This is a genomic window from Atopobium fossor DSM 15642 (assembly GCF_000483125.1).
GTDB classification, from domain to species: Bacteria; Actinomycetota; Coriobacteriia; order Coriobacteriales; family Atopobiaceae; genus Atopobium; species Atopobium fossor.
In genome coordinates this window covers 194073-217709 of record NZ_AXXR01000003.1, presented here as the reverse complement: position 1 = coordinate 217709, position 23637 = coordinate 194073, and the positions used below count along the sequence as shown (strand labels likewise).

The window sequence follows — 23637 nt, the reverse complement described above, 5'->3', positions numbered from 1 at the left end:
GCAATGTGCATGATGGATGAAAACAACTCCATAAAGCAGGCTATCGAGAAGCCCCTTGAAGTGGCAACTATGGTGCTCAAACTTGGTTATCGCGGAGCGTCTTTTTCCGGTTTTGCGGCTCAGCCAGGTGATGTGCGTACGGTAGCTGGAGAGCTTAATCGTGCATTGTCCACGTATCTGCACAGACCTGTAGAAATTACTTGTGCTGGTCGTACCGATGCGGGGGTTCATGCACTGGCACAGCATGTTAGTTTTCCAGTCTACAAAAAGGAGCTGGAACTAAAGGGAGCTACTATCAAGCGCGCACTTAATGCGCTGGTAGGAGATGACATTTCGGTTTCAGAAGTATATAAAGCTCGTGCGGGCTTCTCGGCAAGATTTGATGCGGAAGCGCGCAGCTATAGGTATCGCATTGCAGATGGTTGGACCCGTCCCATTATGGCGTGGGATCATGCATGGTGGTTGCGCGCTCAGGTGGATGTAGAGGCCATGGACCGTGCAGCTCAGAGTCTTGTGGGAGAACATGATTTTAAGAGTTTTTGTAAGGCAGCTTCGGCGGTGGATAAGCCAACGCATCGACAGGTAATGTCGGTGGGAGTAGCGCGCATAGAAGAGGCGGGAGAGCAGCTTATTACCGTAGATATTACAGGCAATGCGTTTTTACATTCCATGGTGCGCACTATTGTGGGCAGTTTGGTTGAGGTGGGGTGCGGTCGCAGAGAAGAGCAGTGGATTTCTGAAGTATTGGCTGCCTGTGATCGGAGAGCTGCTGGTCAGTGTGCCCCAGCAAAAGGCTTAGTGTTTGCGGCAGTGAGGTATCCAACAAAGTCATTTGAACCTTGGTTATAGCAGTAGATAAGAAGGTAGCAGGGTATGAAGCAGCGCAAGCGATATGAACGAAGTGATGTGATGGCGCCCAGTGCGCACAAGACACGCAACGCTCTGATTGCGCTGGCGGCAATAGTAATTATGCTGGCTGGTGGTGTTTTAGCGCTATGGAATCTTGCGCAAGCACATTCTCAGCTAGGCGATACGGGTTTATCGGCATCTGTAGAGAAAAACGGCGGTAAGAATACCGCGACAATAAATACACAGGTTTCGGATCATGTAATTACAACAGTGCTTGTGTTTATTCATGCAGATAAAGATGAATCGGTGTTGAGTTCGGCTAAATTGCTGAGTTTGGATCAAAGCGCAGGTAAAGGCTTTATTGTAAATCTGCCTATCGATATGGCAGTAAGCTTAGATGAGGCGCAGTCAACACTGGCAAATGTTTTTAAGAAACAACAATCGCAGGGCAGCATTGGTGTTGTTTCGGCTGCAACGGGCGTACAAATTTCACACGTTATGGTGGTTAATTCGTACGGTTGGGAAAAAGTGTTGGGGCTTTCTAACGTTGGTGCAACACAGTTGGCGCACCAGGCAACGGAGTTGCTGAGCATACTTCATACAGATATGTCTGCACCAGAATTACTCAATCTGGCAGAGACGACACATGGTATTGGTAGAAAAAATCTTAGTGTAGTAGAGGCTCCCTGCACGAGCATTGCTGGCACAGACGGTGCAACGCAAACTGTAGTGGATCCTGAGCAGCTGGGGCTTACCCTAGGGACATTGGTGGAAAAGCAATAAACAGGTAAAAGCTCTTGCATTTCTTACGATCAACTGTTGGGTTCTCGTGATACGTCATAGTCTAGGTAAAATAGAGCAAGAGTGATGCGGTGTAGCGACCGCAAAGACGTCACAGAATCCGGGGGTTTTATGGCGCGGAACAATCCAAAAGTCTCGGTAGTTATGCCGGTGTACAACGTTGCAGCTTATGTAGGTCGTGCAATTGAGAGTTTGCAGGCTCAAACCATGGGCGACTTTGAGCTGTTGGTTGTTGATGATGGATCAAAAGATCGCTCTGGTGATATTTGTGATCGCATGGCCGAGAAGGACATTCGTATAGATGTTTTTCATACATCTAATGGCGGAGCACCGGCTGCGCGCAACTTGGCACTAGATCATGCGCGTGGTCAGTACGTGTACTTCATGGATGCAGATGATTGGGCAGAACCAAGCATGCTTGCAGATATGGTTGCTCTAGCAGACGAGTACAATGCAGAGCTGGTAGTTGCTGGTTTTTACATCGATACATTTTATTCTAAAAAGAGCAATGAGCATTTGAGTGAACTTAAGGCACAGCCCTCAAAGGTATATGCAAATCAGGCAGAATTTCGAGCAAATGCCTATAAGCTTTTTGACGAGAATTTGCTGTATACCCCCTGGAACAAGCTCTTTTTGCGTTCTCGTATTGAAGAGCTTGGTCTACGCTTTCGTCCTACGTTTTGGGATGATTTTCCCTATGTGTTGGATTTTATTCGCGATGCACACAAGGTTGTTGTGACGGAAAAAGCGTATTATCACTTTATTCGTTCTCGTGCGGAATCGGAGACGGCTCGCTGGCGTCCCAACATGTACGAGAAACGCGAGGAAGAGCATGGCTGGATGCTCGATTTACTTGAGCACTGGGGTTTGTTGGATGATGTAGCAAGTAAAGAGATGGTTATGCGCCGTTATGTCGAACGCCTTATAGGCTGCATAGAAAATGTTTGCAATCCTTCAGCAAAATTATCGCGCGCGCAAAAAATAGAAGCTATTCGTCATATGATTAGCACGCCGCATGCGCAAGAAGCAGTACAGCTTGCCCGCCCGCGCTCTAGAGTTATGCGCACATTGGTAAAGCCTATTGCTCGTAAAAATGCAGCTCAGGCATATATTGAAGGTTCGTTTATCTCATTTGTTAAACGTCGCAATACGCGTATTTTTGCTACGCTCAAGGCACGTAGGTAGCTTATGGCACGTATTTTTGTTGTAGAGGATGATGCATCGGTTCGCAAGCAGCTGTGTACGTTGCTCAAAAATGCTGGTCACACTCCTGTATTGCCTACAAATCTTGAAACTATAGTAAGGGATATTTGTGCGGCATCGCCCGATATTGTACTGTTGGATCTTGGACTTCCAGGCACTGATGGCCAATATGTGCTTCGTGAGTTACGCCAAAAATCTAATGTACCTGCTATGGTGCTTACCAGTAGAACTTCGGAACTTGATGAGCTCATGAGCATGAGCTTGGGTGCAGATGATTTTCTCGCCAAGCCATATAACGGTCAGATTTTGTTGGCCCATATTGATGCTATTATGCGTCGCACACAGTCCGCAGACGCTAATTCAAGGACTCTGAGTTTTGCGGGGATAACGTTGGATTTGTCTCGTTCCTTTGTTTCTCTGGGCGAGAAGAGCGTAGAGCTTACTAAAAATGAGCTGCGTATTTTAGAGACGTTATTGCAGGGTAAAGGTGCCATTGTCCCGCGCGAGGACATTATGGAAGCCCTTTGGAACTCCGATGAATTTGTAGATGACAATACATTGACAGTTAATATGAATCGCCTACGCCGTACGCTGGCCAAAATTGGTGCGGATGAAGTGATCATTACTCATCGTGGACAGGGCTACTCCATTTTGGCACGCTCGTAGCGTAGGTATACATGATGATGTTTTCATACCTTAAATCACATTCCATTCCTGCAGCTTGTTGCTTGTTGGCTGCATGTATACCTGCAGCTTTATCGCGCTTAGCAGGAATGAGCCTGGATTTCTGTATCCTATGTTTTTTGTTGTCTGCCATGCCACTGTTGGCTGCAGGAGTATTTACCTTTGTGCGTGAAGCACGTTTCTTACGTGCGCTTGAGTGTATTTCTCAAGATACTACTGGTTCACCCATATCGTATGCTGCGGTTGAGTTGTTAGAAAAGCCTACATTTTATGAGGGCAGACTTTCGTATGATGCACTACATAAGGTAATGCTCGAGTCACAGCGACAGACAACAGAGGCTCAGGCACAGATGAATCAGTATCGTGACTATATTGAGACCTGGGTTCACGAAATCAAGACTCCTCTGGCAGCAGCACGGCTCATGCTACAAAATGAGCCCACAAGCAATGCTCGTGAATTGCAGGTAGAGCTTTCTCGCACAGAGGAGCTGGCGGAGCAAGCACTGTATCTAGCGCGCAGTACCTCTGTCGAGAAGGACTATGTCATTCGTAAGACCCCCCTTACCAGTCTGGTAAACACGGCAATTAAATCGCGTGCTCATACGCTTATTGCAGTTGGTATACATGTAGATACTTCAGACATTGTTGACAAGGACTTGGAAGTAGTTTGTGACTCTAAGTGGCTGGTATTTATCTTGGGACAGCTCATAGACAATGCAGTACGCTATCGCACGGACCATCACAAGAGCGATGATGAGCCTCCTATGCTGCGCTTCTCGGCAGTTATACAAAAGCCTTGCACCGCACACGAACGGGTAGACCTGCACATATGGGACAACGGTTGTGGCATTGCATCAGAGGATATAGAGCGTGTATTTGACCGCGGGTTTACGGGTCAAAACGGACGTACTCACACGCGTAGCACCGGTATAGGTCTGTATTTGGTAGCGGAGCTATGTCACAAGATGGGTTTGATGGTTACGATAAGTAGTCAGCAATATGCATGGACTGATGTGTGCATTGGATTGCCTAACTTACAAAAGTGAAAGCCAAGTGTAAGCTAGTTCGATGGCACCACGCTCGCCAACATCCGATGATAGTAGTGTCAACAAAGCCATTTGGCACAACCTATTGTTGGAGGACGCTTTATGAATAAGCATATGAGTACTACCCCAAAAAGCTATACTACGGCGCAGCCTGCGCTTGTTGCTTCTAATGTCGAGAAAATCTACGGAGGTGCAGATACCACCACCCGTGCTCTGGCTGGGGTAAGCCTCACCGTGCAAACGGGCGAGATGGTGGCCATCATGGGACCTTCCGGTTCTGGTAAGTCTACCTTACTTAATTGTATTTCCACTATTGATACGCCAACGGCTGGCTCCATTACTATTGGTGGCCAGAGCACGGCAACACTTTCTCAAAAACAGTTAGCCGCATTTCGTCGCGAGAGCTTAGGATTTGTCTTCCAAGACTCTAATTTGTTGGATACGCTAACCGCTCGTGAGAACATTGCACTTCCGCTGTCCATTGGTCGTGTGCCTGCAGCGCAAATCCAGCAGAGCGTTACCCATGTGGCTACTATGTTAGGCGTAACGGAAGTGCTTGAAAAATACCCCCATCAGATGAGTGGTGGTCAGCGTCAGCGTGTTGCTGCAGCTCGTGCCATTGTTACCAATCCTACACTCATCTTGGCAGACGAACCCACTGGTGCATTGGACTCTAAAAACGCCCGCGTGCTTCTTGAGTGCTTTGAGAGGCTCAATACTACGCATAATGCTACGGTGCTCATGGTTACGCATGATGAGTATGCGGCCAGTTGGTGCCAGCGTGTTATTTTTATCCGTGATGGCAAGCTGTTTACCGAGATAGTTCGTGGACAAAAATCCCGTCGTGAGTTCTTTGATCGTATTATTGAGGTTGTCGCCACGATTGGTGGTGACGTAGATGCTTGCTAAGCTAGCGTTTCGTAACGTACGCCGCTCCGCGCGTGACTACTTGGTGTATTTCTTTACCCTTACCATTGGTGTTGCTGTGTTTTATGCCTTTAACACCATTGCCGTTCAGGCAGATTTTCTTAAAAATGACGTGCGTGAGATGGTCAGAGAAATCCATGGCATTGTTACAGGGCTTACCATCTTTCTGGCAATCATTACAGGCTTTTTGATGGTGTATGCTAATAACTTTCTTATGCGTCATCGCAAAAAAGAACTTGGATTGTATCAGGTTCTTGGTATGCCGCGCTCTATGGTTGCTCGTACCATCACCCTCGAGACCATGCTTGTGGCCTTTGCGGCATTGGTCATTGGCTTTGCTGTGGGCGCTTTACTTTCTCAGATTCTTCTTTTTGTGACAGCAGCACTTTTTGGTTCTAAGGTTGACGAATTTAAATTCTTCTTCTCGTCCACTGCTTTTGCAATTACCCTTGGTTGTTTTGCTGTCATTTTCTTTATTATGGTGCTCTTTAACCTGCGTTCTTTGCGCAAGGTTGCACTGGTAGAACTCATGAGCGCTCAAAAAAAGGCCGAGAAAACACGCGTAAAGAGCTTGTTTTTTTCTAGCATGGTGTTTCTTATTGGCGTGGTGTGCGTGGGTGTTGCCTATTGGCGTTTGGTCACATTGGGCTTTCCTGGATTTGGTGGCACCGGAACTGGAGTGGACTTTCTTATTACTACAGTGCTTGTGTCAGTTGGTACGCTCGTTTTGTTTTATGGTTTAGCTGGCGCGCTGGTTGCTCTTGCACAACGATCCAAGAAATTCTATTTTTCTGGTTTACACAGCTTTAGTGTGCGTGAGGTGTCCAGTCAGGTAAACACTAATGCCATTTCGATGGGCTTTGTTTCCCTCATTTTGTTTTTGGCTATTACTTCTGTTACTACAGGTATGAGCATTACAAATGCGCTTAAGGCTGCACAAAAGGTAGCGCTTCCATTTGATGTAACCATCCAGGTTTATGCAGGATCAGAAGACAGTGCGGAAGTTTTAGCAACTGCTCCCGAGCGTCTTAAGGCTGCAGGGTATGACCTTGCTTCACTTGGTCAAACCTCCACCATGCTGTTGCGACTACCTCAGGATTGGGACAGCCAAAATACAAGCAATCAATCACTTTCTTTAGGTGGTTTTGTTCAGGCTGGTCATAGTAAAATGCCTGCTGGCTTTGAAAGTTCAGACGCTGCTGCGTACGCATTGGAATCTATGAGCATTGATGATTACAATGCTTTGCGCAAAATGGTAGGTTTGGACGCCGTATCGCTGGCTTCAGATGAGTATATTGTTACTTCCAACATGGAGGCCATAATTCCTATTTATAAGGCCGCGGTAAAAGAGAATCACAACATTGATATTGCAGGTGTCACACTCAAGCCCTCGAGTTTTGGTGTTGTTACGGATACTTCTGCCAACCTCATGAACTTCACCATGGCAAGCAATACGGGTACCTTGGTTGTTCCTAATGAAGTTGCTAAGAAGCTCGTGCCTCGCAAGTTTCTTCTCAACCTCACCTATGATCAAGGTAAGCAAGCTGCTGGCGATGAGCTTCTCAAACAAATTGATGATCTGGATGATCAAACAATGTCCCAGCTGATGTATGGCAACTCTGACTTTGGTACGGCTGGTATTCAGGTGCTTACTCGTACCGAAATGGCTAATGCCAGCCAAGGTTTGCGTGGTCTGGTAACCTATCTTGCTTTGTATATTGGTTTTGTTTTGGTAGTTATTTGCGCTGCTATTTTAGCTATTCAGCGCCTGAGTGCTACCTCAGACTCTGCAGCACGATATCGTACGCTCAATGATTTGGGTGCTTCCGAGAAGGACATGCTGCATTCACTTTTATTCCAAACCAGCCTCTCCTTCGTGGCTCCTTTATTGGTAGGTATGGCTCATTCTGTATGTGCTCTTAGTGTTCTTATCGAAATTGTTCGCGTGTTGGGTGGAGTGAATATTGCTACTGATTCGCTACTTATGGTGGCTATCTTTGTAGTAATCTATGGCAGCTATATGGGGCTTACTTATGGCATGTCGCGTCGCATGGTATTGAATGCACTTGGAACAAAGCGTCACAGTCTCTAAGATACAGAGTTACAGGTAATGCAAAATACATCGACCTACATCTCTTATAAGGTGTAGGTCGATTGTTGTTACGTGCCCATGAGCATCGAAAAAGGCATTGTAGAACGGATACTGTTTTTACTCAGCAATTATGCAGCTACGATTATCTGAGCTTATACAAGTTTGGGTAAGAATTGTGCCACCCAAGTGCTTCTCGATAAGCGCGGCCATGGTAGCAAGAGCCTCTGCCATTTCCTCTGTGCGTTCAGGATCTATACATTCGGTAACGATAAATACATTGCGGGTTGTATTGGTAATGGCAGTGCGCTGTCCGTCTCGCCAGTTAAAGCAACGACATACGGCTCCTGCATTATCTATGTAAGCCAGCTCGCCAGCTAAGGTGGGATCAGAGCCTTCTCCCAAAGGATCAAACTCATCTCCACCATCGGTTATCTTAAGCACCAGGTTTCCTACAAAGCTATCTACATCTTCGGCACCAAAAGGCAGAGCATAGCGCAAGGATAAGGCGTTGTAGATGTCTACCAGCGGAGCAATGTCGCCTACGGGGTTACCCTTTGATGCGCGTTTAAGGAGGTTCTCAATGGAGACACGGGCACCTTTTTTAGTCTTGAACTTTTGGTAGGCTTCACGCCAAACAGCTATGACTTTGTTTTTTGACAGCTGAGGGTCTTCCAGCCATTTATCTGCTGCAAGATTTGCGTGAATAAGCAGGTTGTGGATAGCCTTCTTGTCTTCTTCTGAAACTTCGGAGGGGAGTTTGAGTCCAGTTGCTACGACAACACCCAGCCGGGCATTGGGAAAAAGCTTCCAAAATGATTCGTCTGCAATAAACTGTTGCACGTTGTGCTCCTTAAAAGTGGGATAGGAATTGCAAAATCACAACTATTGTTGCGTTAAGCGAAATATTGATAGCGTTTAAAGAGTTACAGAAACAGTATACAAGCTTCCTTCTCTATTCAAAGTTAAGAATTAGTTTAGATAAATTATCATTTGGCTGTGTAATTTAACAAGTCTATACATGAATTAAAAACACAATCGGTCTTTTTGTGCATAAACTAATAGTACTATTAGCATATATGCGTAATTTGAGGTTTATACAGGAGCAATTATGTCCATGCCACGCCGTTGTACCAAGAGCGATCGCGCTAAAGTTTTGGAATATATTTCAAAAGATCCCGAGGTAACTACCTTTATCATGGGTGATATCGAGCAATTTGGCATGAGTGATCCCGTAAGTGTTTTTGCCCTTACAAATGAAGACGGCAGCTGGGATAGCATTGTGCTTAAGTTCTATGCTAACTTTGTTTGCTATAGCCAAAACCAGCTCTTTGATGCTCTTGGTATGGCGCAGCTTATTAAGGAAGAAACGAGCGAAATGCTCTATGGTTCTATTAATGGGCCGTATGAAGTCATTGCAGCTATTGCACCTTATTTTGATGATCTTTCGGTAACGTCATCCAATCTTGCACGTCTTACTGCCATCAATACCGAGAAAATCGCACCTGCTCCAGATGGTACGATCATTCGTCCGCTTTCAGCAGAGGATTACGATGATTTGTTTGCACTTCTTGCAAGCACAGATGAATACCACGAGCTATATTGTGATGCTCGTTCGGTGGCAATGGCTAAACAGCAAAAGGCAGCAGACGCTGCTCATGGTTGCTTAACCTATGGTGCTTTTTACGAGGGCAAGCTTGTTTCCACGGCGTCTACCAGTGCAAATAATTCACAGTCATCTATGATTGTTGGCGTATGTACTCGTAAAGATATGCGTAATTATGGTTTGGCTACCGCGGTTGTGGCTCGGCTCTGTGCGGATGAGCTTGCGGCAGGCAAAAAATTTTTAACGCTGTTTTATGACAATCCCACGGCTGGGCATATTTACAAGCGCATTGGCTTTGAAGGGGTGGCACAATACGCTATGTTGCGATAAATGGGGTATAACCCATTGCACATAGGAAGGTATTGTTTTGATTTCTACAATTTATTTAGCGGGTGGATGCTTTTGGGGCATTGAGCACCTCATGAAAGCGTTGCCTGGTGTTTTAGAGACCGCAACGGGCTATGCAAACGGTTCAAGTGCTTCAGATGCAACCTATGAGCGTGCGCGGCATCCTCATTTTGCAGTGGAGTCCAAAGAGCTGGAAAACTTTTTTGAGGCAGAGCAGTATCACCAAGATTATCTGGATAAAAATCCTGATGGCTACTGTCATGTGCCTTTAGGTGTTATTAAGCAGCTTTCCCAATTGACATTTGACGAGAACTATTACAAGTAAGTGAGCAGGTAATGACAAAAATTAAAGCTGCGTTTTTTGATGTAGATGGTACTCTGTTTTCTTTTAAAAGCCATACAGAGCCCGAGTCTACACGTCAAGCGATACGTAAGTTGCGTGCCGCAGGCATCATGCCAATTTTGGCAACGGGACGTCCAACCTATCAGTTTGAAGGCTTAGATCTTGAGCCGTTTGAGACTTTTATTACGCTTAATGGACAGTTGTGTTTTTCGCCTGCTGGTGTGTACCGCAATATAACCGTAAGTTCAGAAGATGTGCAGACCATTGTTGATCGTTCCTTGGCAGGCCTACATTCTACATTGTTTATGGAGCGCGAGAGATTTTATACCTCTGCATATACGGATCGTGTTCGTGCAGTAGAGAAGTTGGTGGGTGTTAGCTTCCCCACAGGAAATGCCTCTTGGGCACTGGGAAGTGATATTTATCAGTTTAATATCTATCAGGATCCTTCATATGACCAAGAGATTTTAGATTGCACATCCAGTGTTACTATTACGCGCTGGACAGATTTGTTTGCAGATGTTTTTCCCAAAGAGGGTGGCAAGGCTGCTGCAGTTTCCCAAACGTTAGAGCATGTGGGTATTGCGCCTGAAGAAGCTATTGCATTTGGTGATGGCGGCAACGATTTGTCTATGTTTGAGTTAGTTGGCACGGCTATAGCTATGGGTAACGCGTCTGACGAAGTAAAGGCTGCCGCTAACATAGTTACCGATGATGTGGATCATGACGGCATCTATAATGCTTGCGTTCGACTTGGTCTTATCGATGCATAACAGAAGGTTTGTATGGTTATCTTAGGTGCATTAGTTAATGGCATAGCGGCTCTTGTGGGCGGTGCGCTGGGTATGATAGTGGGTACAAAACTCAAACAAGACATGGGCAACTTTCTTATGGTGGGTATGGGCCTGTGTGTTGTATTGGCTGGTGTGCAGGGTATGGCTGCTGGTGGTTCGGTGTTGCAGGTAACACTTGCTATTACCCTAGGTGGCATTATTGGTCATTTGATAAACCTAGACGGTATTATTCATCATTTTGGCGATCGTATTCAGGATCGTATGCAGGCGTTTGCCGCGGGTAATCCTGCATTTGCTAACATGTCGGCGGGATTTGTTAATGCAACGCTAGTTATTTGTATTGGTTCGATGGCCATTGTTGGTTCATTACAAAGCGGCCTGACCTTGGATCATTCCACCTTATTTGCTAAGTCTTTAATGGATATGATCATTACTATGCTACTGGCTACCACTATGGGTGCTGGTGTTATGCTTTCTAGCTTGGTGGTATTTGCATACGAGGCGCTGCTAAGTTTGGGCGCAAGTTTTATTGCGCCCTATCTTACACAGGCTGTAATTACACAAATGCTTGCTACGGGTTCTTTACTACTGTTTGCTGTTGGTCTTAACCTGGCAAAAATCACAGATATTAAGGTGGCTAATTTCCTTCCGGCTTGCTTCTTGCCCATTGTGCTGGTGCCACTGCTTATGCTCTGTGGACTGATGTAGCGGCCAAATCGCCACCCATAAGAGGAATGATGGTCAGGTCAAGCTGAGAAGCATCAATGAGAGCTTTGCTGCCAAAGACACAGATACCACGCTCGGCCTTGAGGTTTTCAAGGCCGGCTGCGCGTTCGCGGACCTTCTCGACTGTAGCGTGAAGTGCTTCATTACGATGCAGCAGGCGTAACTGAGGATCTTGGCCATTCAAGCGTGTGATGTCTTGTCTGCGTGCAAGAGCTCGGGGTTTAATGGGGGCATCAAAGTTGGAAACCGTGCTTACTACATAGCCAGTAAACTCGTCTTTTGTGGGATTCCAATTTTTAAGCCATTCACCCGTATTTTCAAAGCGTTGGATGGTGGCATCCACGCTAGGATCGCGGTAGGAGAAAAAGCGTACAATGCCTGTAGCGGTAACATTAAAGCCGCAGCCGTATGCACCACCGCGTACGCGAACCTCGTTCCACAAATAATCAAGTGAGATAGCTCTACTAGCAACGTTCCAAACACCGTCAGAGGTGCAGTTATCTGCCTGTCCGTCCTTGCTTTCGGCAACAAATACTACATTACCAGGAACGATAAATGCTTCATTTTTGATGCTTGGCTCGGGGATTTGCAGCTTGCATGTATTGTTATTTGTGGACGTGAGTACCAGATTGTCTGCTGCTGCCCACCACTGTGCAAGTTCTTCGTCGGAGCCGGTAAAGCTAAGCTCCATATTGCTGGCAGAAAATATATCGCGAGAAATGCGTTTAAGAGTGGAAATAAGTTCGTCTGCACGTTCATCAAAGTGATCGATAAGCTCACAGAGGAATTGATAGAAGTCAATACCATTGAGTTTATCAGTGGTAAGCGCGGCTTTGCGGAAATAGGACATCAGACGGTTGCTAGCGCAAAGGTGACCAGCACCAATGAAAGATTGTTCCATACCAATGCGATGTTGCTGGAGAGCGTTAAGGATACGTGACCTATCATCAAACTGAGTGGAAGACCAAATCTCTATAGGAATTTGTGCAGCGTAAGAAAGGTTTTCGCTGAGTGTTGCAATGCCTACTACAAGTTTTGGGTGAACGTCGTTGGCATCGTTAAAATTACTATTGGTCTCTACAAAAAATGAGAGGTGGCCTAGGTTGGTTTCCACCAAGGTATCCAGCTCAGCTGCATTATGCGTGGCTGTGTTCAGCTTACCTAGTAGATCTGTGAGAATGGTTACGTAGGGCAAGTCATCCCAGGTAATGTTTTGCAAATCAAAATAGTTGTAAATGTAGTTGATGTGTTTGGTGGGTATTTCGTGCACGTAGCTGGGTGCAGGATACCTTTTTACGAGGTGCATGCCGGGGTTGGGGACAGCAGGGCCAATGTCACCTATACCAAGCATGGGCAGTGTTGCAAGAGCTTCGGGACTATCGGGAGCATCTTGTTCTGCACGTAGAGCATCTGTCTCATGGGAGATGGCTGTAAGTTGTTCGTTGCTCAATGTGCCCGCATAGTCTGCCAATTCTTTAATCTCGGCATCTGCATCGCCCTTATCGGTAGGTATGAGCTCCACTTGGGCAAAGTGAACAGAAGAGCAAATAACTTCATCTAAGAGATCTTCGTACCATGAGGTGGTAAGTGCATCATGCAAGAACAAAAGGGAGTTTTCATAATGTAGATAACTGGTGGGGTCATCGTCATTATAGAGCCAGCTGTTAAGGGATTGCATGGCTAGAGCTACTCCATCAGGAGTGTATCCCCACTCACTCTCGCGCAGATTAAACTCTGCTTGAGCCAATGCTGCATCAATGAGCTGTCTAGCAATTCCATTTTTAACAAGATCGCGACAAGTGCTAAATACGAGCTCTCGGAAGCGGTCTGCTACATTTGGCTTGGCGCCTTTAAGTTCGATAAGAATAAAGGGCTGAGCAACGCTGTCCATAAGGTAACTAACCACGTCATCACCCAAGTGAGCGTCCAGAATTGTGCGCTTGAGAGGAGCCTCGTTGGAGCCCATAAGTGCATCCATAAGGATATCTGCGCCAAGTACGCGTGTGCGGTCATGTGCTTTACCAATAACAAAGCCCAAGGTAATACTTGCATTGTCTGGTGTGGTAGCCATGGTTATTTGTGCGGGAGCTGCTATAAGAGGCTGCTGCATGGGAAGAGCATTTGGTGCCCCAGCATTACGTATAGGAGCTGCACTATAACGCTCATCCAAAAAGCTCAGTACGTGCTGGATGTCTAAGTTACCGTAAAGCACCGTATAGCTGTTGGGTAGCGTGTAGTGGCGGGCATGTGTATCTATAAACTCTTTGTAGGACAACTGAGGGATGGCACGAGGATTGCCACCAGATTCAAAACGATATGGTGTATCAGGGAAAAGCTGACGGCTCATCTCGCCCATCATGATTTCTTCGGGGTCAGATAGAGCGCCCTTCATCTCGTTAAAAACAACACCGTTGTACGTAAGTGTTTTTCCGTCTTCTGCTAATTCATAGTGCCAACCTTCCTGCTCCAAAATACGAGGACGGTGGTAGATAGCAGGATGTAGTACTGCATCAATGTATACATCCATAAGATTGAGCAGGTCTTGCTCATTGGTAGATGCAACGGGATACATGGTCTTATCGGGGAAGGTCATGGCGTTAAGGAAGGTTTGCATGGAGGTCTTAAGTAGGTTGGTAAATGGCTCTTTTACCGGAAACTTGTCCGAGCCACAAAGCACCGAGTGCTCCAAGATGTGAAAAACGCCCGTGTCATTTGCAGGAGGGGTCTTAAAGGCAATGCTAAACGCCTTATTATTGTCTGCACATGCAAGCCACATGGTGCGAGCGCCTGTGGGATTATGACGCATAATATAGGCACCACCTGCTATTTCTTCAATCTGCTCAAAGCGCTCGATAGTAAAGTTTGCAATGGTGGTGCCGTTTGCAAGCTCGGGAAGCTGTGTGGCGAAGTTAGGCGTTGTGGTATCCATGTGTTCCTTTCAATACGTGGCAAAGATGTGCCACGTGCGGGTTTGGGCACGTTGACGCTTATTTTTTGTCTGGCTAGATGGTACCCTCTTTTGGGTATTTAAAATCGTTTCACTGGACTGGTGATAGTGTGACCAATAAGCTGCCACAAGATTGTACAAAAGCTCAAGCTGTTAAGGAACCTGCCGAGAAGACCGTTGATGGTGCAGAGGTAGTTTTGGACTCAAATAAAACTGCGCAGTCACGTCTATTGCGCGGTGTACTTATTTCGCTTGCAGGTGGTGCTTGCTGGGGCATTAACGGTACCTTTGTAAAGATTTTGCTTGAGGTGTATAACATCCCAGAACTGTGGTTAGTGTGCATACGCGAGCTGGGTGCTAGCGTGTTGTTCTTGGCCACGGCATACGTTGTTAACCGTAGTGGTCTTACTGGTATTCTCAAAAATAAGCGTGACATGCTTAATTTAACGTGGATTTCTGTTGCATCTATTTTGATGTCTAACATTTCTTACGTTATGACCATTAGTTATACCAACTCAGCAACAGCCACAGTATTACAAACACTCAGTGTGGTTATGGTGCTGTTTTACGTATGTGTACATAATCGTCGTCAGCCACGCCGTCGTGAGTTGATTGGTATTGTGTTGGCAATTGGTGGCACGTATTTATTGGCTACGGGTGGTAATCCTTCTGAGCTTGCTATTCCAGCCTTAGGATTGGCTTGGGGTGGTATGTGCGCACTTTCTGCTGCAGCATTAGCAATCCTGCCCAACGACCTTCTTAATAAGTGGGGTAGTTTTGTGGTTAATGGCTATGCCATGCTCATCTCTGGCTTGATGCTTGCACTGTATGTACAGCCTTGGAATTACCTACCAAACATAGATGCGGTTGGCTGGATTTTGATTATATTTGCTATTGTTGTTGGCACGTACGGTGCCTATGCACTGTTCTTGCAGGGCTTGCGTGAGGTTGGCGCAGTTCGTGCAAGCATGCTTACAACATCCGAGCCTTTAGTAGCCATGATTTCTTCGGTGTTGCTTATGGGTACGGCCTTCTCGGTAACTGACCTCATTGCCTTTGCCATGATTATTGTGATGGTGTATCTAACGGCATAGCTTATATATTTGGTTGTATTTGGTGTAGCACGCAAAGAGTTACTTAACCACCAAAATGTCACAGGGTGTAGCACGCAGCAAGAAGGTAGAAATAGAACCCAGCAACGCATACTTAATGGGAGACAAACCACGGGCGCCACAAATTACCAGGTCAGGCTCAATCTGATCAAGCAGCTCTTCTTTAAGTGTCTCGCGCACACGTCCATACTTTACAACAACCTCAACGCCGTCTATTTCGGGGTCATTCTGAATAGTTTCAATGGTCTTTTCTATAGACTTGCGGAAGAGGGCTTCCAGCTTAGGGATGAGATCCACAGGATAAGTACCTGCAGTTTCAAGCGCAGTAGAATCCATAACGTGTCCAACATACAGCTTGGCGTGGTTGTTTTTTGCTACGGCAATAGCGCGATTGAGCACAGCATCCTGTTCCTCAGTGCCATCCAATGCAACAAAGATCTTTTTATAGCCTAGGTTTTTGTAATGCGCCATAATGCCTCCTTCATCCACGAAGCTGTTGTCATATTTATCGTACCCTTGTTGTGCTTTTGATATGTTCAATTCTACCTTCAGTACTTTTAATACAGCATAAACAAAATAAGGTGAGTAGATATAGTTCAAGGGTCGTATAAAAATCAAGATAGATTTTTAAAATACCGTTATAGTAGCCGTGAAAACTTAAAATGCTGTTAAGGCATTACATTAAGATTTTAGATTACTTATAAGAAAACTGTTTGATAACTAAAAGATACTAGAACGAATATTTAAAAGAATATATCGGAAGGTATGTTTTATGGCAGAGCAAGATAAAGAAATCATAGTAATCAATGAAGATACGATTAAGGATAAGATTCACTATATACGAAATCAAAAAGTTATGCTTGATTTTGAACTTGCTGAAATTTATGGATATGAGACAAGAGCTTTTAATCAGCAAGTCAAAAATAACATAGAAAAATTTGATGATGATTTTAGATTTCAACTTACAAAAGATGAATGGTAATTTTTGAGGTCAAAATTTTTAACCTCAAAACCTGAAGCCGGCTCCGGTGGAAGAAGGTATTTGCCTTTTGCTTTTACAGAGCAGGGTATTTATATGCTTATGACTGTATTAAGGGGAGAGCTTGCAGTTAAACAGAGCAAGGCTTTAATACGAATGTTTAAGCAGATGAAAGACTTTGTCATTGAAAACCAAGATTTTATAGGGGCGAAGGAATTAGCTCAAATAGCTATTCAAACAAATCAAAATACAAAAGATATAGCAAGGCTAGATAGAAAGATATACACCTTAGCCACAAAAGAAGATTTGAAAAAGGTAATGGATAATTTTATAGATCCGGAAACATACAAGCACTTTCTTTTGATGAACGGAGATAAGATAGAAGCAGATATTGCCTATACAAAAATATATAAGTCAGCAAAGAAAAGTATTTATGTGATAGACAACTATATAGGGCTTAAAACATTAGAACTTTTAAGAGCTGCAAGAGGTAAAACCCAAATCATAGTCTTTAGTGATAATGTAAAAAATAAAGATATGCTCACAAAAAATATCTTAGATGATTTTAGAAAAGATTATCCTAATATAGACCTGAAGCTAAAGATAGCCGGTAAAAAATACCACGATAGATATGTTGCAATAGACTATGGAACGGAAAATGAAGCCTTTTATCTTTGTGGGGCATCATCAAAGGATGCAGGAAATAAAATATCGAGCATTACCAAAATAGAAGAATCATCTAAGGATATGTACCATATGATGTTTAGTGGAATGCTAAACAATAAAGACTTAAAAATTTATTGATACATAAAAATGTGTTATGTAAAAACATGTGCATTTGCATATGTCATTGTGTGGCAGTGTGACGCAAAATCGTACCCCGGCAAGGAGAGAAGTTCGTGGATCTGCTTATAGAAATCCTTAAATCCATTTTGTTTGGCATTGTGGAGGGCATTACCGAATGGCTACCTGTTTCTTCTACGGGCCATATGTTGTTGCTAGACCAGTTTGTAAAGCTGGATGTGAGCAAGGATTTTTGGGATATGTTTTTAGTGGTCATTCAACTGGGGGCCATCCTTGCTGTTGTAATTTTGTTCTTTAGCAAACTCAATCCACTGTCTTGCACCAAGAATACTGCCGAGCGCAGCAATACCTGGAAGCTTTGGGCAAAAATTATTGTTGCGTGCATTCCAGCTGCTGTTATTGGCATCCCTCTCGATAATTGGATGGAGGACCATCTGGGCAGTCCTTTTGTCATTGCAGCTGCTCTAATCGTATATGGCATAGCTTTTCTTGTTATCGAGAAACGCCGAGAAGCGCGTGCAAAATCACTGCTTGACCAAGGTAAAAATGCTGTTGTGGCAGCACTTGCTGGTGTGGAGGCCGGTCTTACTGCCCCTAAGCATATGGCAGCTCCTGACATAAGTACATTGAGCGTATCTGAGCTTGCCGATAGTGATGCCAAAATTACCGATGTGTTTGAGATGACCTGGCCGGTGGCTTTAGGTATTGGTGCATTTCAGGTTCTGTCTATGATTCCAGGTACTTCTCGTTCTGGCTCTACCATTATTGGTGGTCTATTGTTGGGATGTTCTCGTGCAGTTGCTGCCGAATTTACGTTCTTTTTGGCCATCCCTGTTATGTTTGGTGCGAGCTTGTTGCGTTTGGTTAAGTTTTTCCTTAAGGGAAATGCATTTACTAACCATGAGCTTATGATTTTAGGAGTGGGCTGTTTAGTAGCGTTTGTACTTTCCTTGCTAACGGTTCGCTTTTTGATGAGCTTTGTAAAGCGCCATGATTTCCAGCCCTTTGGTATGTATCGCATTGTGCTGGGTCTTGCAGTGGTTGCATACTTTGCTTTGGTGTAAGTCTACGTAAATATTTGTTAAAGTGCAGTTTTTGCAAACTCTCCAAAGAAGGGTAGCGTGAAGTAAACGTATCCGCGCTTATCTCCGTTGATAACACCTTTGCGTATTAAGCGCTGTCTATAGGGATTAAATTCATTGCTTTCCATATGCAGCTTTTTACGAACTTCCGCAACTTTGCCACCTTCAGCATCTGCAATTCCTCGCACGACAAAGCGGTCTTTCTCAGAAAGCTCAGACCAAATTTTCTCGTATACGTACTCTTCGAGATACTGCTTATAGGTATCTAAAATAGACTGATAATCTCCATGAGCTTGCCATGTGAGATACCCTAGCACTTGAAATGCAAAAGAGTAACCAGAAGTAAGCTTAGCCATTTGACGAGCTTGATCATCCTGCAATCCAAATGTCTTCTTATAGTTTGCAATGATGGCACCTTGATTCAAGGGCCCCAAATCAATGCGTGGTGCACGATACAAAAACGTAAGATTCTTCGTATTCTGTAGCTCACGGATGTTTTCATAAAGACCTGTTACCAACAAATATACTGGTAATTCTTTACGGATAAGGATTTGAAACGCACTTACAAACTCACGCATTTCTTTGGTATTTGAGGCTTCATCTATGGTTATAAGTAGATGCTTTCCATGTTTCTTAATGCTCTTTAGCATTTGTTCAAGAGCGACTTCTACATCCGTAATGGGAGTGACTCCCGAAACTTCAAGTCCAAAACCAAAGAACGATAGGTTAATTTTTGCCTTTTGGAAAATCTGCGCCAGAGTATTTTCGCTGGATAGCTTGGCTACTAACGATTCAAGGAGATTTCTATTAGGATTAAGTTCGACTGTTATCCATCTGCCTTGCTCTGAGATGCGTGTAGTGACTTCAGTAAGAAAGACAGTCTTTCCAACACCACGAACCCCTGTTATTACATATACCTGTTGTTGCGGTTCTTTTTGAGCGAAGTTATCTAAGATTTCGTGTTGAGAAAAAAGACGAGAAATAAGTTGCGTAGGCTCTTTTCCAAAGGAAAGGGTGTATGGATTAGCCGACATGCCAATGCCTCTTTTACTGTTTTACAGATTCTTTACTGTTCTTTACTGTCTTATATATCCTTTACTGTTTTTTACTGTTTGTCAAGCAAAGTGTTATCTGTCGAGTTGACATGGTAGACACCTTTTACTGTATTCCACGAAGGAGACACGGATTGTTAAACTGCAATTCCTTAGACTAACCAGCTAGGAAGCTCAAGGCTTATGACTTGTGCGGCTCCACGTGCAACAATGCGAGAAACTACATTGGCAAGCTCATAGGTATTCTCGCTAGGCTTAAGAATAAGGGCATAATTTTCTAGGCCTGTGGCATCAACAGGAAGTGCTACAAGTGTTTGATTGAGCTGTGTGCTGTAAACCGGAGTTGCTGTTCGGTAGTTGTACTGGGCGGTAATGAGGGACTTATTGCAAGCATCAATGAAGTCTTGCTTGGGTAGCGTGTTTAGTATGGAGTCGGGCAGCATATCTGCAATTTGTTTAGTGGGAAGCTGCAGCGTAGCTTCTGGAGTAATACTAAGCACATTAGCATGCAGTTCAAAATTGGGGGCTGGGGGTAGCTGTGGAAGGTTGGTGAGCTTTTCACCCAAACCAGGAGTTTGGGTAGTGGCAAAGCCTGCGAATTGCCAAGGAGTTATTTTTGCGGACGATTTTTTTGCAGATGGAGTAAAGCATAGGTAGATTACCTGGTTAAATGGGGTAAGCAAGCCTGTATTGCAAGCGATAAAATCACCAGTAGAGGCTTGGATGAGTGTACCACTTTGCTTTGCCCGATAGAATACAGCGCTTATATATGAGCAAAGTTCGGTAGGTAAAAATGTTGTGGTAGGAGCAAAATCCTTGAGTGTTGCTGCTATGTTTTCCCAGCTGCCCATGAGGGCAAATGTTGCCAGCTCATTAAGTGCACTTGTTTGAGGACGAGCTGTGACACGTGTTATAAGCAGCTCATCAGAAGCACAATAAGTCTGTGGAGTTTTACCCAGTATTGGCTGATTGGACTGAACAACGCTTACAACTTCCCAAGGTTTTACATGGCCAGGCATTTTGCTTCTTTGGATGGTAGCTGTGGTCTGATTGCAGTTAATGAGTGCAAAGGAGATGCTGCTACGAGTTCCAAAAAGTGAACCAGTAGTGCGCGCGGTGTTCCAGCTGCTTCGTAAAAGTTCAAGGGCATTAGTGTTGATGGGTGCAAGTTCGTAGATTTTCTTAAGAAGATTGTTGGGGCAAAGTACTTCATTAATAAAATCCTGTGGCAAAGTGGATTGTAAAACCACGGGGATGTAGGCTTCTACCTGTGAGGGGGCTGCAAAAGTCTGCGCAGGAACGGAGGGTTCCTCAAGCGGTGTTTGAGGCGCATATGTAATATTAAGAGAAATATTTGGCGTAGGAATTGCTTCAGGCATGGGGATGGGGTAGTCGTGCCATGAGTAGTCAGGCTCTGGCTTGGTTTCTGGTTCTGTTTCTGATACTGCCTCGTCTAATGCTTCGGCTTCTCTTATGGGTGCCACTTCAGACGTGCTTTTGCTTGTGGGCTCGTCAATGACTTTGGGCGCTATTTCAAATTCAGGCTCAGAATCTTGTACTGGTATTGGTTCAGGCTCTTGCTCTGTCTCAGATTTTGATTCCGTACGTATAGGAGCAGGTGCTTCCTTGTGTTGAGGCTTTTGTGGACGAAGCAGCTTTGAACTACGCTTGCGCTTCCAGGGTTTGCCTTTTGTGGCAGCTTTATCTGCAGTTGTGGGTTCATCGATTTTCTCAAGAGCTTGATCAAAATCTGCGTGAGGCATGATGGTGGCAAAGATACGGCCTTTTTTAAATACGGTAAGTTTTACAAACTCGGGAAGTGCTTCCATGAGAGCGCCAATATCCGTGCAATCAAGATCTGCAGGAGTAATATCATCTGCCAAAAGCACAGCTTCCACGTCTGAAAGAGGAATCTGTCTCCCATACCCCAACTCTTGTTTAAGGAGCTTATACAGGTAAAGGGCATTATTTATAGGAATCATAGTCATACTGATGACCTTTCGTAAAAATGTGTTCCTCTCAAGCATAAAGTACCTTGCTGCTTGCTCTGCCCACTTTTCATAATTATTGCAATGCCGCATGCTTGACGAAAAGACTCTCTGGGAATAGTATTATTCATGAGTATATGAGCAGTTACTCATATATAGAGAAGAACGGGGATAAAGATGTCTTGCTCTTGCCATGCTGGTCATCATAACCACGATGAAGGTACTCAGTCCTGCTGCGAACATAATCATGATCATGATTGCATGCATGATCATGACCACAATCATGCTCATGAGTGTTGCTGTGGCTGTGGTCATGACCACTCGCACGGCGAAGAAGAAAACAAGATACCTCGTATCCTTGCGTCTGCAATTTTATTGGCAGTTGCCGTTATACTTACCAAGCTTGTGGAGATGCCCCTACCCCTACAGCTATTAGCTTATTTACCTGCGTATTTGGTAGCCGGCTATGATGTATTGCACGAGGCAGGCGAGTCCCTTATTGAGCGTAAGCCTTTTAACGAATCTTTGCTTATGGCCATTGCAACTATTGGTGCACTGCTCATCGGTTTTATTCCAGGTGGTTCTCCAGAGTTTGCAGAAGCAGTATTTGTTATGTTATTTTTCCAGGTAGGGGAGGCATTTGAGGATGCTGCGCAAGGAAAAAGTCGTAATGCGGTCTCTGCGTTAGTAGATATTCGTCCCGATGTAGCAAACTTGTTAGTAGATGGAGAAATCCACGAGGTTCATCCTGCACGGGTTCACCCTGGTGATACGCTGATAGTTCGTCCTGGCGAGCGTGTAGCATTGGATGGCGTTGTGGTAGATGGTACATCCAGTTTAGATACCGTTGCACTAACAGGAGAGTCTGTTCCTCGTGGTATTGTTGCTGGAGACAGCGTGCTGTCTGGTTGTGTAAACCTGAGTGGTGTATTGCATATCCGGGTAACCAAGGAATTTGATGAATCTACTGCATCTCGGATCCTTGATTTGGTAGAAAGTGCTTCTAGGGGTAAGTCTACTTCTGAACGCTTTATCACACGTTTTGCGCGTGTGTACACGCCTATAGTTGTAGGTGCTGCATTCGTAGTTGCTTTTGTGCCGCCTCTGTTGTCGGGCAATTTTAGTGCCAATTTTGCTACTTGGCTGCTACGCGCTCTTACGTTTCTTATTGTGTCATGCCCATGTGCGCTGGTTGTTTCTGTGCCGCTATCCTTCTTTGGTGGTATTGGCGCTGCATCCAAAAAAGGCGTGCTTATTAAGGGGTCAAATTATCTTGAGGCTCTGGCTCAGGCAGATACCATTGTGTTTGATAAAACGGGCACTCTCACACGCGGTGTATTTAAGGTGCGCGTTGTTCATCCCGAGAATATCAATCCCGATGAACTTTTGCACCTTGCAGCCCATGTAGAACGTCACTCTACGCATCCTATAGCAGCAGCTTTGCGCGAAGCGTATCCTAACGAGAAGGACGATTGCGTTATTTCCAATATCCAAGAGCGTGCGGGCGAAGGCATTATTGCCCAGGTTAACAACCAGACTGTAGCGGTTGGTAATAACAAACTTATGGATGAAGTGGGAGCTCACTGGCATGAGTGCAGTCTTGGCGGCACAACCATTCACGTGGCAATTGATGGCACGTATGCCGGACATCTTGTTATTTCTGACGAGGTAAAGCCTCATGCTGCACATGATCTGGCGGCTCTTCGCAAGTTGGGCGTTCGTAAAACCATTATGCTTTCTGGTGACCGTGCAGATGTGGCTGCTACTGTAGCAAAAGAACTTGGTTTGGATGATTATCATGCCAACTTGCTGCCTGACCAAAAAGTGGTGCAGGTAGAAGAGCTTCTTACTACTACGTCGGACGAGAAAACCCTTGTGTTTGTAGGTGATGGCATAAACGATGCGCCGGTGTTAGCACGTGCAGATGTAGGTATTGCTATGGGTGCCATGGGATCTGATGCTGCAATCGAAGCGGCTGATGTAGTGCTTATGGATGATAGTTTAAGTAGCATTGCACAGGCTATTGAATTATCTCGTCGTACCGTACGTATTGCTCGGCAGAATATTGTGTTTGCTATTGCTATTAAGCTGCTGATTCTTAACCTAGCTACACTGGGCTTAGCTCCCATTTGGCTGGCGGTGTTTGGCGACGTAGGTGTTATGGTGCTATGCGTGCTTAATGCATCAAGGACGTTGCAGGTCAAGTGAGTCGTACAGTTTTAACGCTTGGTTAAAAAATATAACCACTTGCCGAGTC

21 protein-coding genes are annotated in these 23637 nt (G+C 44.9%); 16 read left to right on the top strand and 5 right to left on the bottom strand.

Going from position 1 to position 23637, the window contains the following annotated elements:
* Positions 1-12 precede the first annotated feature (12 nt).
* The 7 genes from truA to G469_RS0100975 all read left to right on the top strand — a co-directional run bounded on the left by truA (position 13) and on the right by G469_RS0100975 (position 7602).
* Complete coding sequence (truA, locus tag G469_RS0101005; RefSeq protein WP_156908392.1) at positions 13-849, top strand: tRNA pseudouridine(38-40) synthase TruA; 837 nt, start codon at positions 13-15, stop codon at positions 847-849.
* Between the two features lie 24 nt (positions 850-873).
* Positions 874-1632 carry an HlyD/EmrA/EmrK family protein gene (locus G469_RS0101000; RefSeq protein ID WP_028263461.1) on the top strand — a complete coding sequence of 253 codons (759 nt, stop codon included), beginning with the start codon at positions 874-876 and terminating at the stop codon, positions 1630-1632.
* A 129-nt stretch (positions 1633-1761) separates the two neighbouring features.
* Positions 1762-2835 (top strand): glycosyltransferase family 2 protein, encoded by a 1074-nt coding sequence (locus G469_RS0100995; protein ID WP_028263460.1) that lies wholly within the window; start codon positions 1762-1764, stop codon positions 2833-2835.
* A gap of 3 nt (positions 2836-2838) precedes the next feature.
* Entirely contained in the window at positions 2839-3519 is a 681-nt protein-coding gene (locus tag G469_RS0100990; protein ID WP_028263459.1) for a response regulator transcription factor, read from the top strand.
* Positions 3520-3530: 11 nt separating this feature from the next.
* A complete protein-coding gene (locus G469_RS07940) occupies positions 3531-4583 on the top strand; it encodes a sensor histidine kinase (protein WP_084522256.1) in 1053 nt (350 codons plus the stop codon).
* Positions 4584-4685: 102 nt separating this feature from the next.
* The gene (locus G469_RS0100980) at positions 4686-5492 is read left to right on the top strand and encodes an ABC transporter ATP-binding protein (RefSeq protein WP_028263458.1); all 807 of its coding nucleotides are present in this window, start codon (positions 4686-4688) and stop codon (positions 5490-5492) included.
* Positions 5482-7602 (top strand): FtsX-like permease family protein, encoded by a 2121-nt coding sequence (locus G469_RS0100975; RefSeq protein ID WP_028263457.1) that lies wholly within the window; start codon positions 5482-5484, stop codon positions 7600-7602. Before G469_RS0100980 ends, G469_RS0100975 begins: the two co-directional genes overlap by 11 nt.
* Positions 7603-7719: 117 nt before the next feature.
* On the opposite strand, the gene G469_RS0100970 is transcribed toward G469_RS0100975, so the two are convergent.
* Positions 7720-8442 (bottom strand): B3/B4 domain-containing protein, encoded by a 723-nt coding sequence (locus G469_RS0100970; protein ID WP_028263456.1) that lies wholly within the window; start codon positions 8440-8442, stop codon positions 7720-7722.
* A gap of 268 nt (positions 8443-8710) precedes the next feature.
* On the opposite strand from G469_RS0100970, the gene G469_RS08820 reads away from it, so the two are divergent.
* From G469_RS08820 to G469_RS0100950, 4 genes are read left to right on the top strand one after another with little or no spacing between them, the layout of a single operon-like run.
* Entirely contained in the window at positions 8711-9535 is an 825-nt protein-coding gene (locus tag G469_RS08820; RefSeq protein WP_028263455.1) for a GNAT family N-acetyltransferase, read from the top strand.
* Positions 9536-9572: 37 nt separating this feature from the next.
* Complete coding sequence (locus tag G469_RS0100960) at positions 9573-9878, top strand: peptide-methionine (S)-S-oxide reductase (RefSeq protein ID WP_028263454.1); 306 nt, start codon at positions 9573-9575, stop codon at positions 9876-9878.
* A gap of 11 nt (positions 9879-9889) precedes the next feature.
* The gene (locus G469_RS0100955; RefSeq protein WP_028263453.1) at positions 9890-10669 is read left to right on the top strand and encodes a Cof-type HAD-IIB family hydrolase; all 780 of its coding nucleotides are present in this window, start codon (positions 9890-9892) and stop codon (positions 10667-10669) included.
* Between the two features lie 12 nt (positions 10670-10681).
* Positions 10682-11398, top strand: coding sequence for a DUF554 domain-containing protein (locus G469_RS0100950; RefSeq protein ID WP_028263452.1), 717 nt, complete (start codon positions 10682-10684; stop codon positions 11396-11398).
* On the opposite strand, the gene G469_RS07930 is transcribed toward G469_RS0100950, so the two are convergent.
* Positions 11376-14345, bottom strand: a complete 2970-nt coding sequence (locus tag G469_RS07930; RefSeq protein ID WP_051353674.1) for an insulinase family protein — start codon at positions 14343-14345, stop codon at positions 11376-11378. The genes G469_RS0100950 and G469_RS07930 overlap by 23 nt on opposite strands.
* A 128-nt stretch (positions 14346-14473) precedes the next feature.
* Here G469_RS07930 and G469_RS0100940 point away from each other — a divergent pair, with 128 nt between their 5' ends.
* Positions 14474-15457: a DMT family transporter gene (locus G469_RS0100940; protein ID WP_028263451.1), complete on the top strand. Its 984-nt coding sequence runs from the start codon at positions 14474-14476 to the stop codon at positions 15455-15457.
* Positions 15458-15496: 39 nt separating this feature from the next.
* Here the strand turns inward: G469_RS0100940 and G469_RS0100935 are convergent, their stop codons facing one another.
* Entirely contained in the window at positions 15497-15946 is a 450-nt protein-coding gene (locus tag G469_RS0100935) for a universal stress protein (protein WP_028263450.1), read from the bottom strand.
* A gap of 301 nt (positions 15947-16247) precedes the next feature.
* On the opposite strand from G469_RS0100935, the gene G469_RS09235 reads away from it, so the two are divergent.
* From G469_RS09235 to G469_RS0100925, 3 genes are all read left to right on the top strand, one after another.
* Entirely contained in the window at positions 16248-16457 is a 210-nt protein-coding gene (locus G469_RS09235) for an ORF6N domain-containing protein (RefSeq protein WP_245579094.1), read from the top strand.
* Between the two features lie 3 nt (positions 16458-16460).
* Positions 16461-17258, top strand: coding sequence for an ORF6N domain-containing protein (locus tag G469_RS07925; RefSeq protein ID WP_245579093.1), 798 nt, complete (start codon positions 16461-16463; stop codon positions 17256-17258).
* 95 nt (positions 17259-17353) lie between these two features.
* The gene (locus tag G469_RS0100925) at positions 17354-18322 is read left to right on the top strand and encodes an undecaprenyl-diphosphate phosphatase (RefSeq protein ID WP_084522254.1); all 969 of its coding nucleotides are present in this window, start codon (positions 17354-17356) and stop codon (positions 18320-18322) included.
* A 17-nt stretch (positions 18323-18339) separates the two neighbouring features.
* Here G469_RS0100925 and G469_RS0100920 read toward each other — a convergent pair whose 3' ends face one another.
* Positions 18340-19374: an ATP-binding protein gene (locus G469_RS0100920; RefSeq protein WP_028263448.1), complete on the bottom strand. Its 1035-nt coding sequence runs from the start codon at positions 19372-19374 to the stop codon at positions 18340-18342.
* A gap of 170 nt (positions 19375-19544) precedes the next feature.
* Positions 19545-21380 carry a DUF3825 domain-containing protein gene (locus G469_RS0100915; protein ID WP_169726171.1) on the bottom strand — a complete coding sequence of 612 codons (1836 nt, stop codon included), beginning with the start codon at positions 21378-21380 and terminating at the stop codon, positions 19545-19547.
* Positions 21381-21557: 177 nt separating this feature from the next.
* Between G469_RS0100915 and G469_RS0100910 the strand changes: the two genes are divergently transcribed.
* Entirely contained in the window at positions 21558-23588 is a 2031-nt protein-coding gene (locus tag G469_RS0100910) for a heavy metal translocating P-type ATPase (RefSeq protein ID WP_211225389.1), read from the top strand.
* Positions 23589-23637: the final 49 nt, after the last annotated feature.

What these genes read in the sequence shown, in the direction of transcription:
- G469_RS0100980 (WP_028263458.1), top strand. Translation starts at nt 4,686, where the DNA reads ATGAATAAGCATATGAGTACTACCCCAAAAAGCTATACTACGGCGCAG.
- G469_RS0101000 (WP_028263461.1), top strand. Translation starts at nt 874, where the DNA reads ATGAAGCAGCGCAAGCGATATGAACGAAGTGATGTGATGGCGCCCAGT.
- G469_RS07930 (WP_051353674.1), bottom strand. Translation starts at nt 14,345, where the DNA reads ATGGATACCACAACGCCTAACTTCGCCACACAGCTTCCCGAGCTTGCA.
- G469_RS0100995 (WP_028263460.1), top strand. Translation starts at nt 1,762, where the DNA reads ATGGCGCGGAACAATCCAAAAGTCTCGGTAGTTATGCCGGTGTACAAC.
- truA (WP_156908392.1), top strand. Translation starts at nt 13, where the DNA reads ATGGATGAAAACAACTCCATAAAGCAGGCTATCGAGAAGCCCCTTGAA.
- G469_RS0100975 (WP_028263457.1), top strand. Translation starts at nt 5,482, where the DNA reads ATGCTTGCTAAGCTAGCGTTTCGTAACGTACGCCGCTCCGCGCGTGAC.
- G469_RS0100935 (WP_028263450.1), bottom strand. Translation starts at nt 15,946, where the DNA reads ATGGCGCATTACAAAAACCTAGGCTATAAAAAGATCTTTGTTGCATTG.
- G469_RS07940 (WP_084522256.1), top strand. Translation starts at nt 3,531, where the DNA reads ATGATGATGTTTTCATACCTTAAATCACATTCCATTCCTGCAGCTTGT.
- G469_RS0100990 (WP_028263459.1), top strand. Translation starts at nt 2,839, where the DNA reads ATGGCACGTATTTTTGTTGTAGAGGATGATGCATCGGTTCGCAAGCAG.
- G469_RS09235 (WP_245579094.1), top strand. Translation starts at nt 16,248, where the DNA reads ATGGCAGAGCAAGATAAAGAAATCATAGTAATCAATGAAGATACGATT.
- G469_RS08820 (WP_028263455.1), top strand. Translation starts at nt 8,711, where the DNA reads ATGTCCATGCCACGCCGTTGTACCAAGAGCGATCGCGCTAAAGTTTTG.
- G469_RS0100955 (WP_028263453.1), top strand. Translation starts at nt 9,890, where the DNA reads ATGACAAAAATTAAAGCTGCGTTTTTTGATGTAGATGGTACTCTGTTT.
- G469_RS0100915 (WP_169726171.1), bottom strand. Translation starts at nt 21,380, where the DNA reads ATGACTATGATTCCTATAAATAATGCCCTTTACCTGTATAAGCTCCTT.
- G469_RS0100920 (WP_028263448.1), bottom strand. Translation starts at nt 19,374, where the DNA reads ATGTCGGCTAATCCATACACCCTTTCCTTTGGAAAAGAGCCTACGCAA.
- G469_RS0100910 (WP_211225389.1), top strand. Translation starts at nt 21,558, where the DNA reads ATGTCTTGCTCTTGCCATGCTGGTCATCATAACCACGATGAAGGTACT.
- G469_RS0100950 (WP_028263452.1), top strand. Translation starts at nt 10,682, where the DNA reads ATGGTTATCTTAGGTGCATTAGTTAATGGCATAGCGGCTCTTGTGGGC.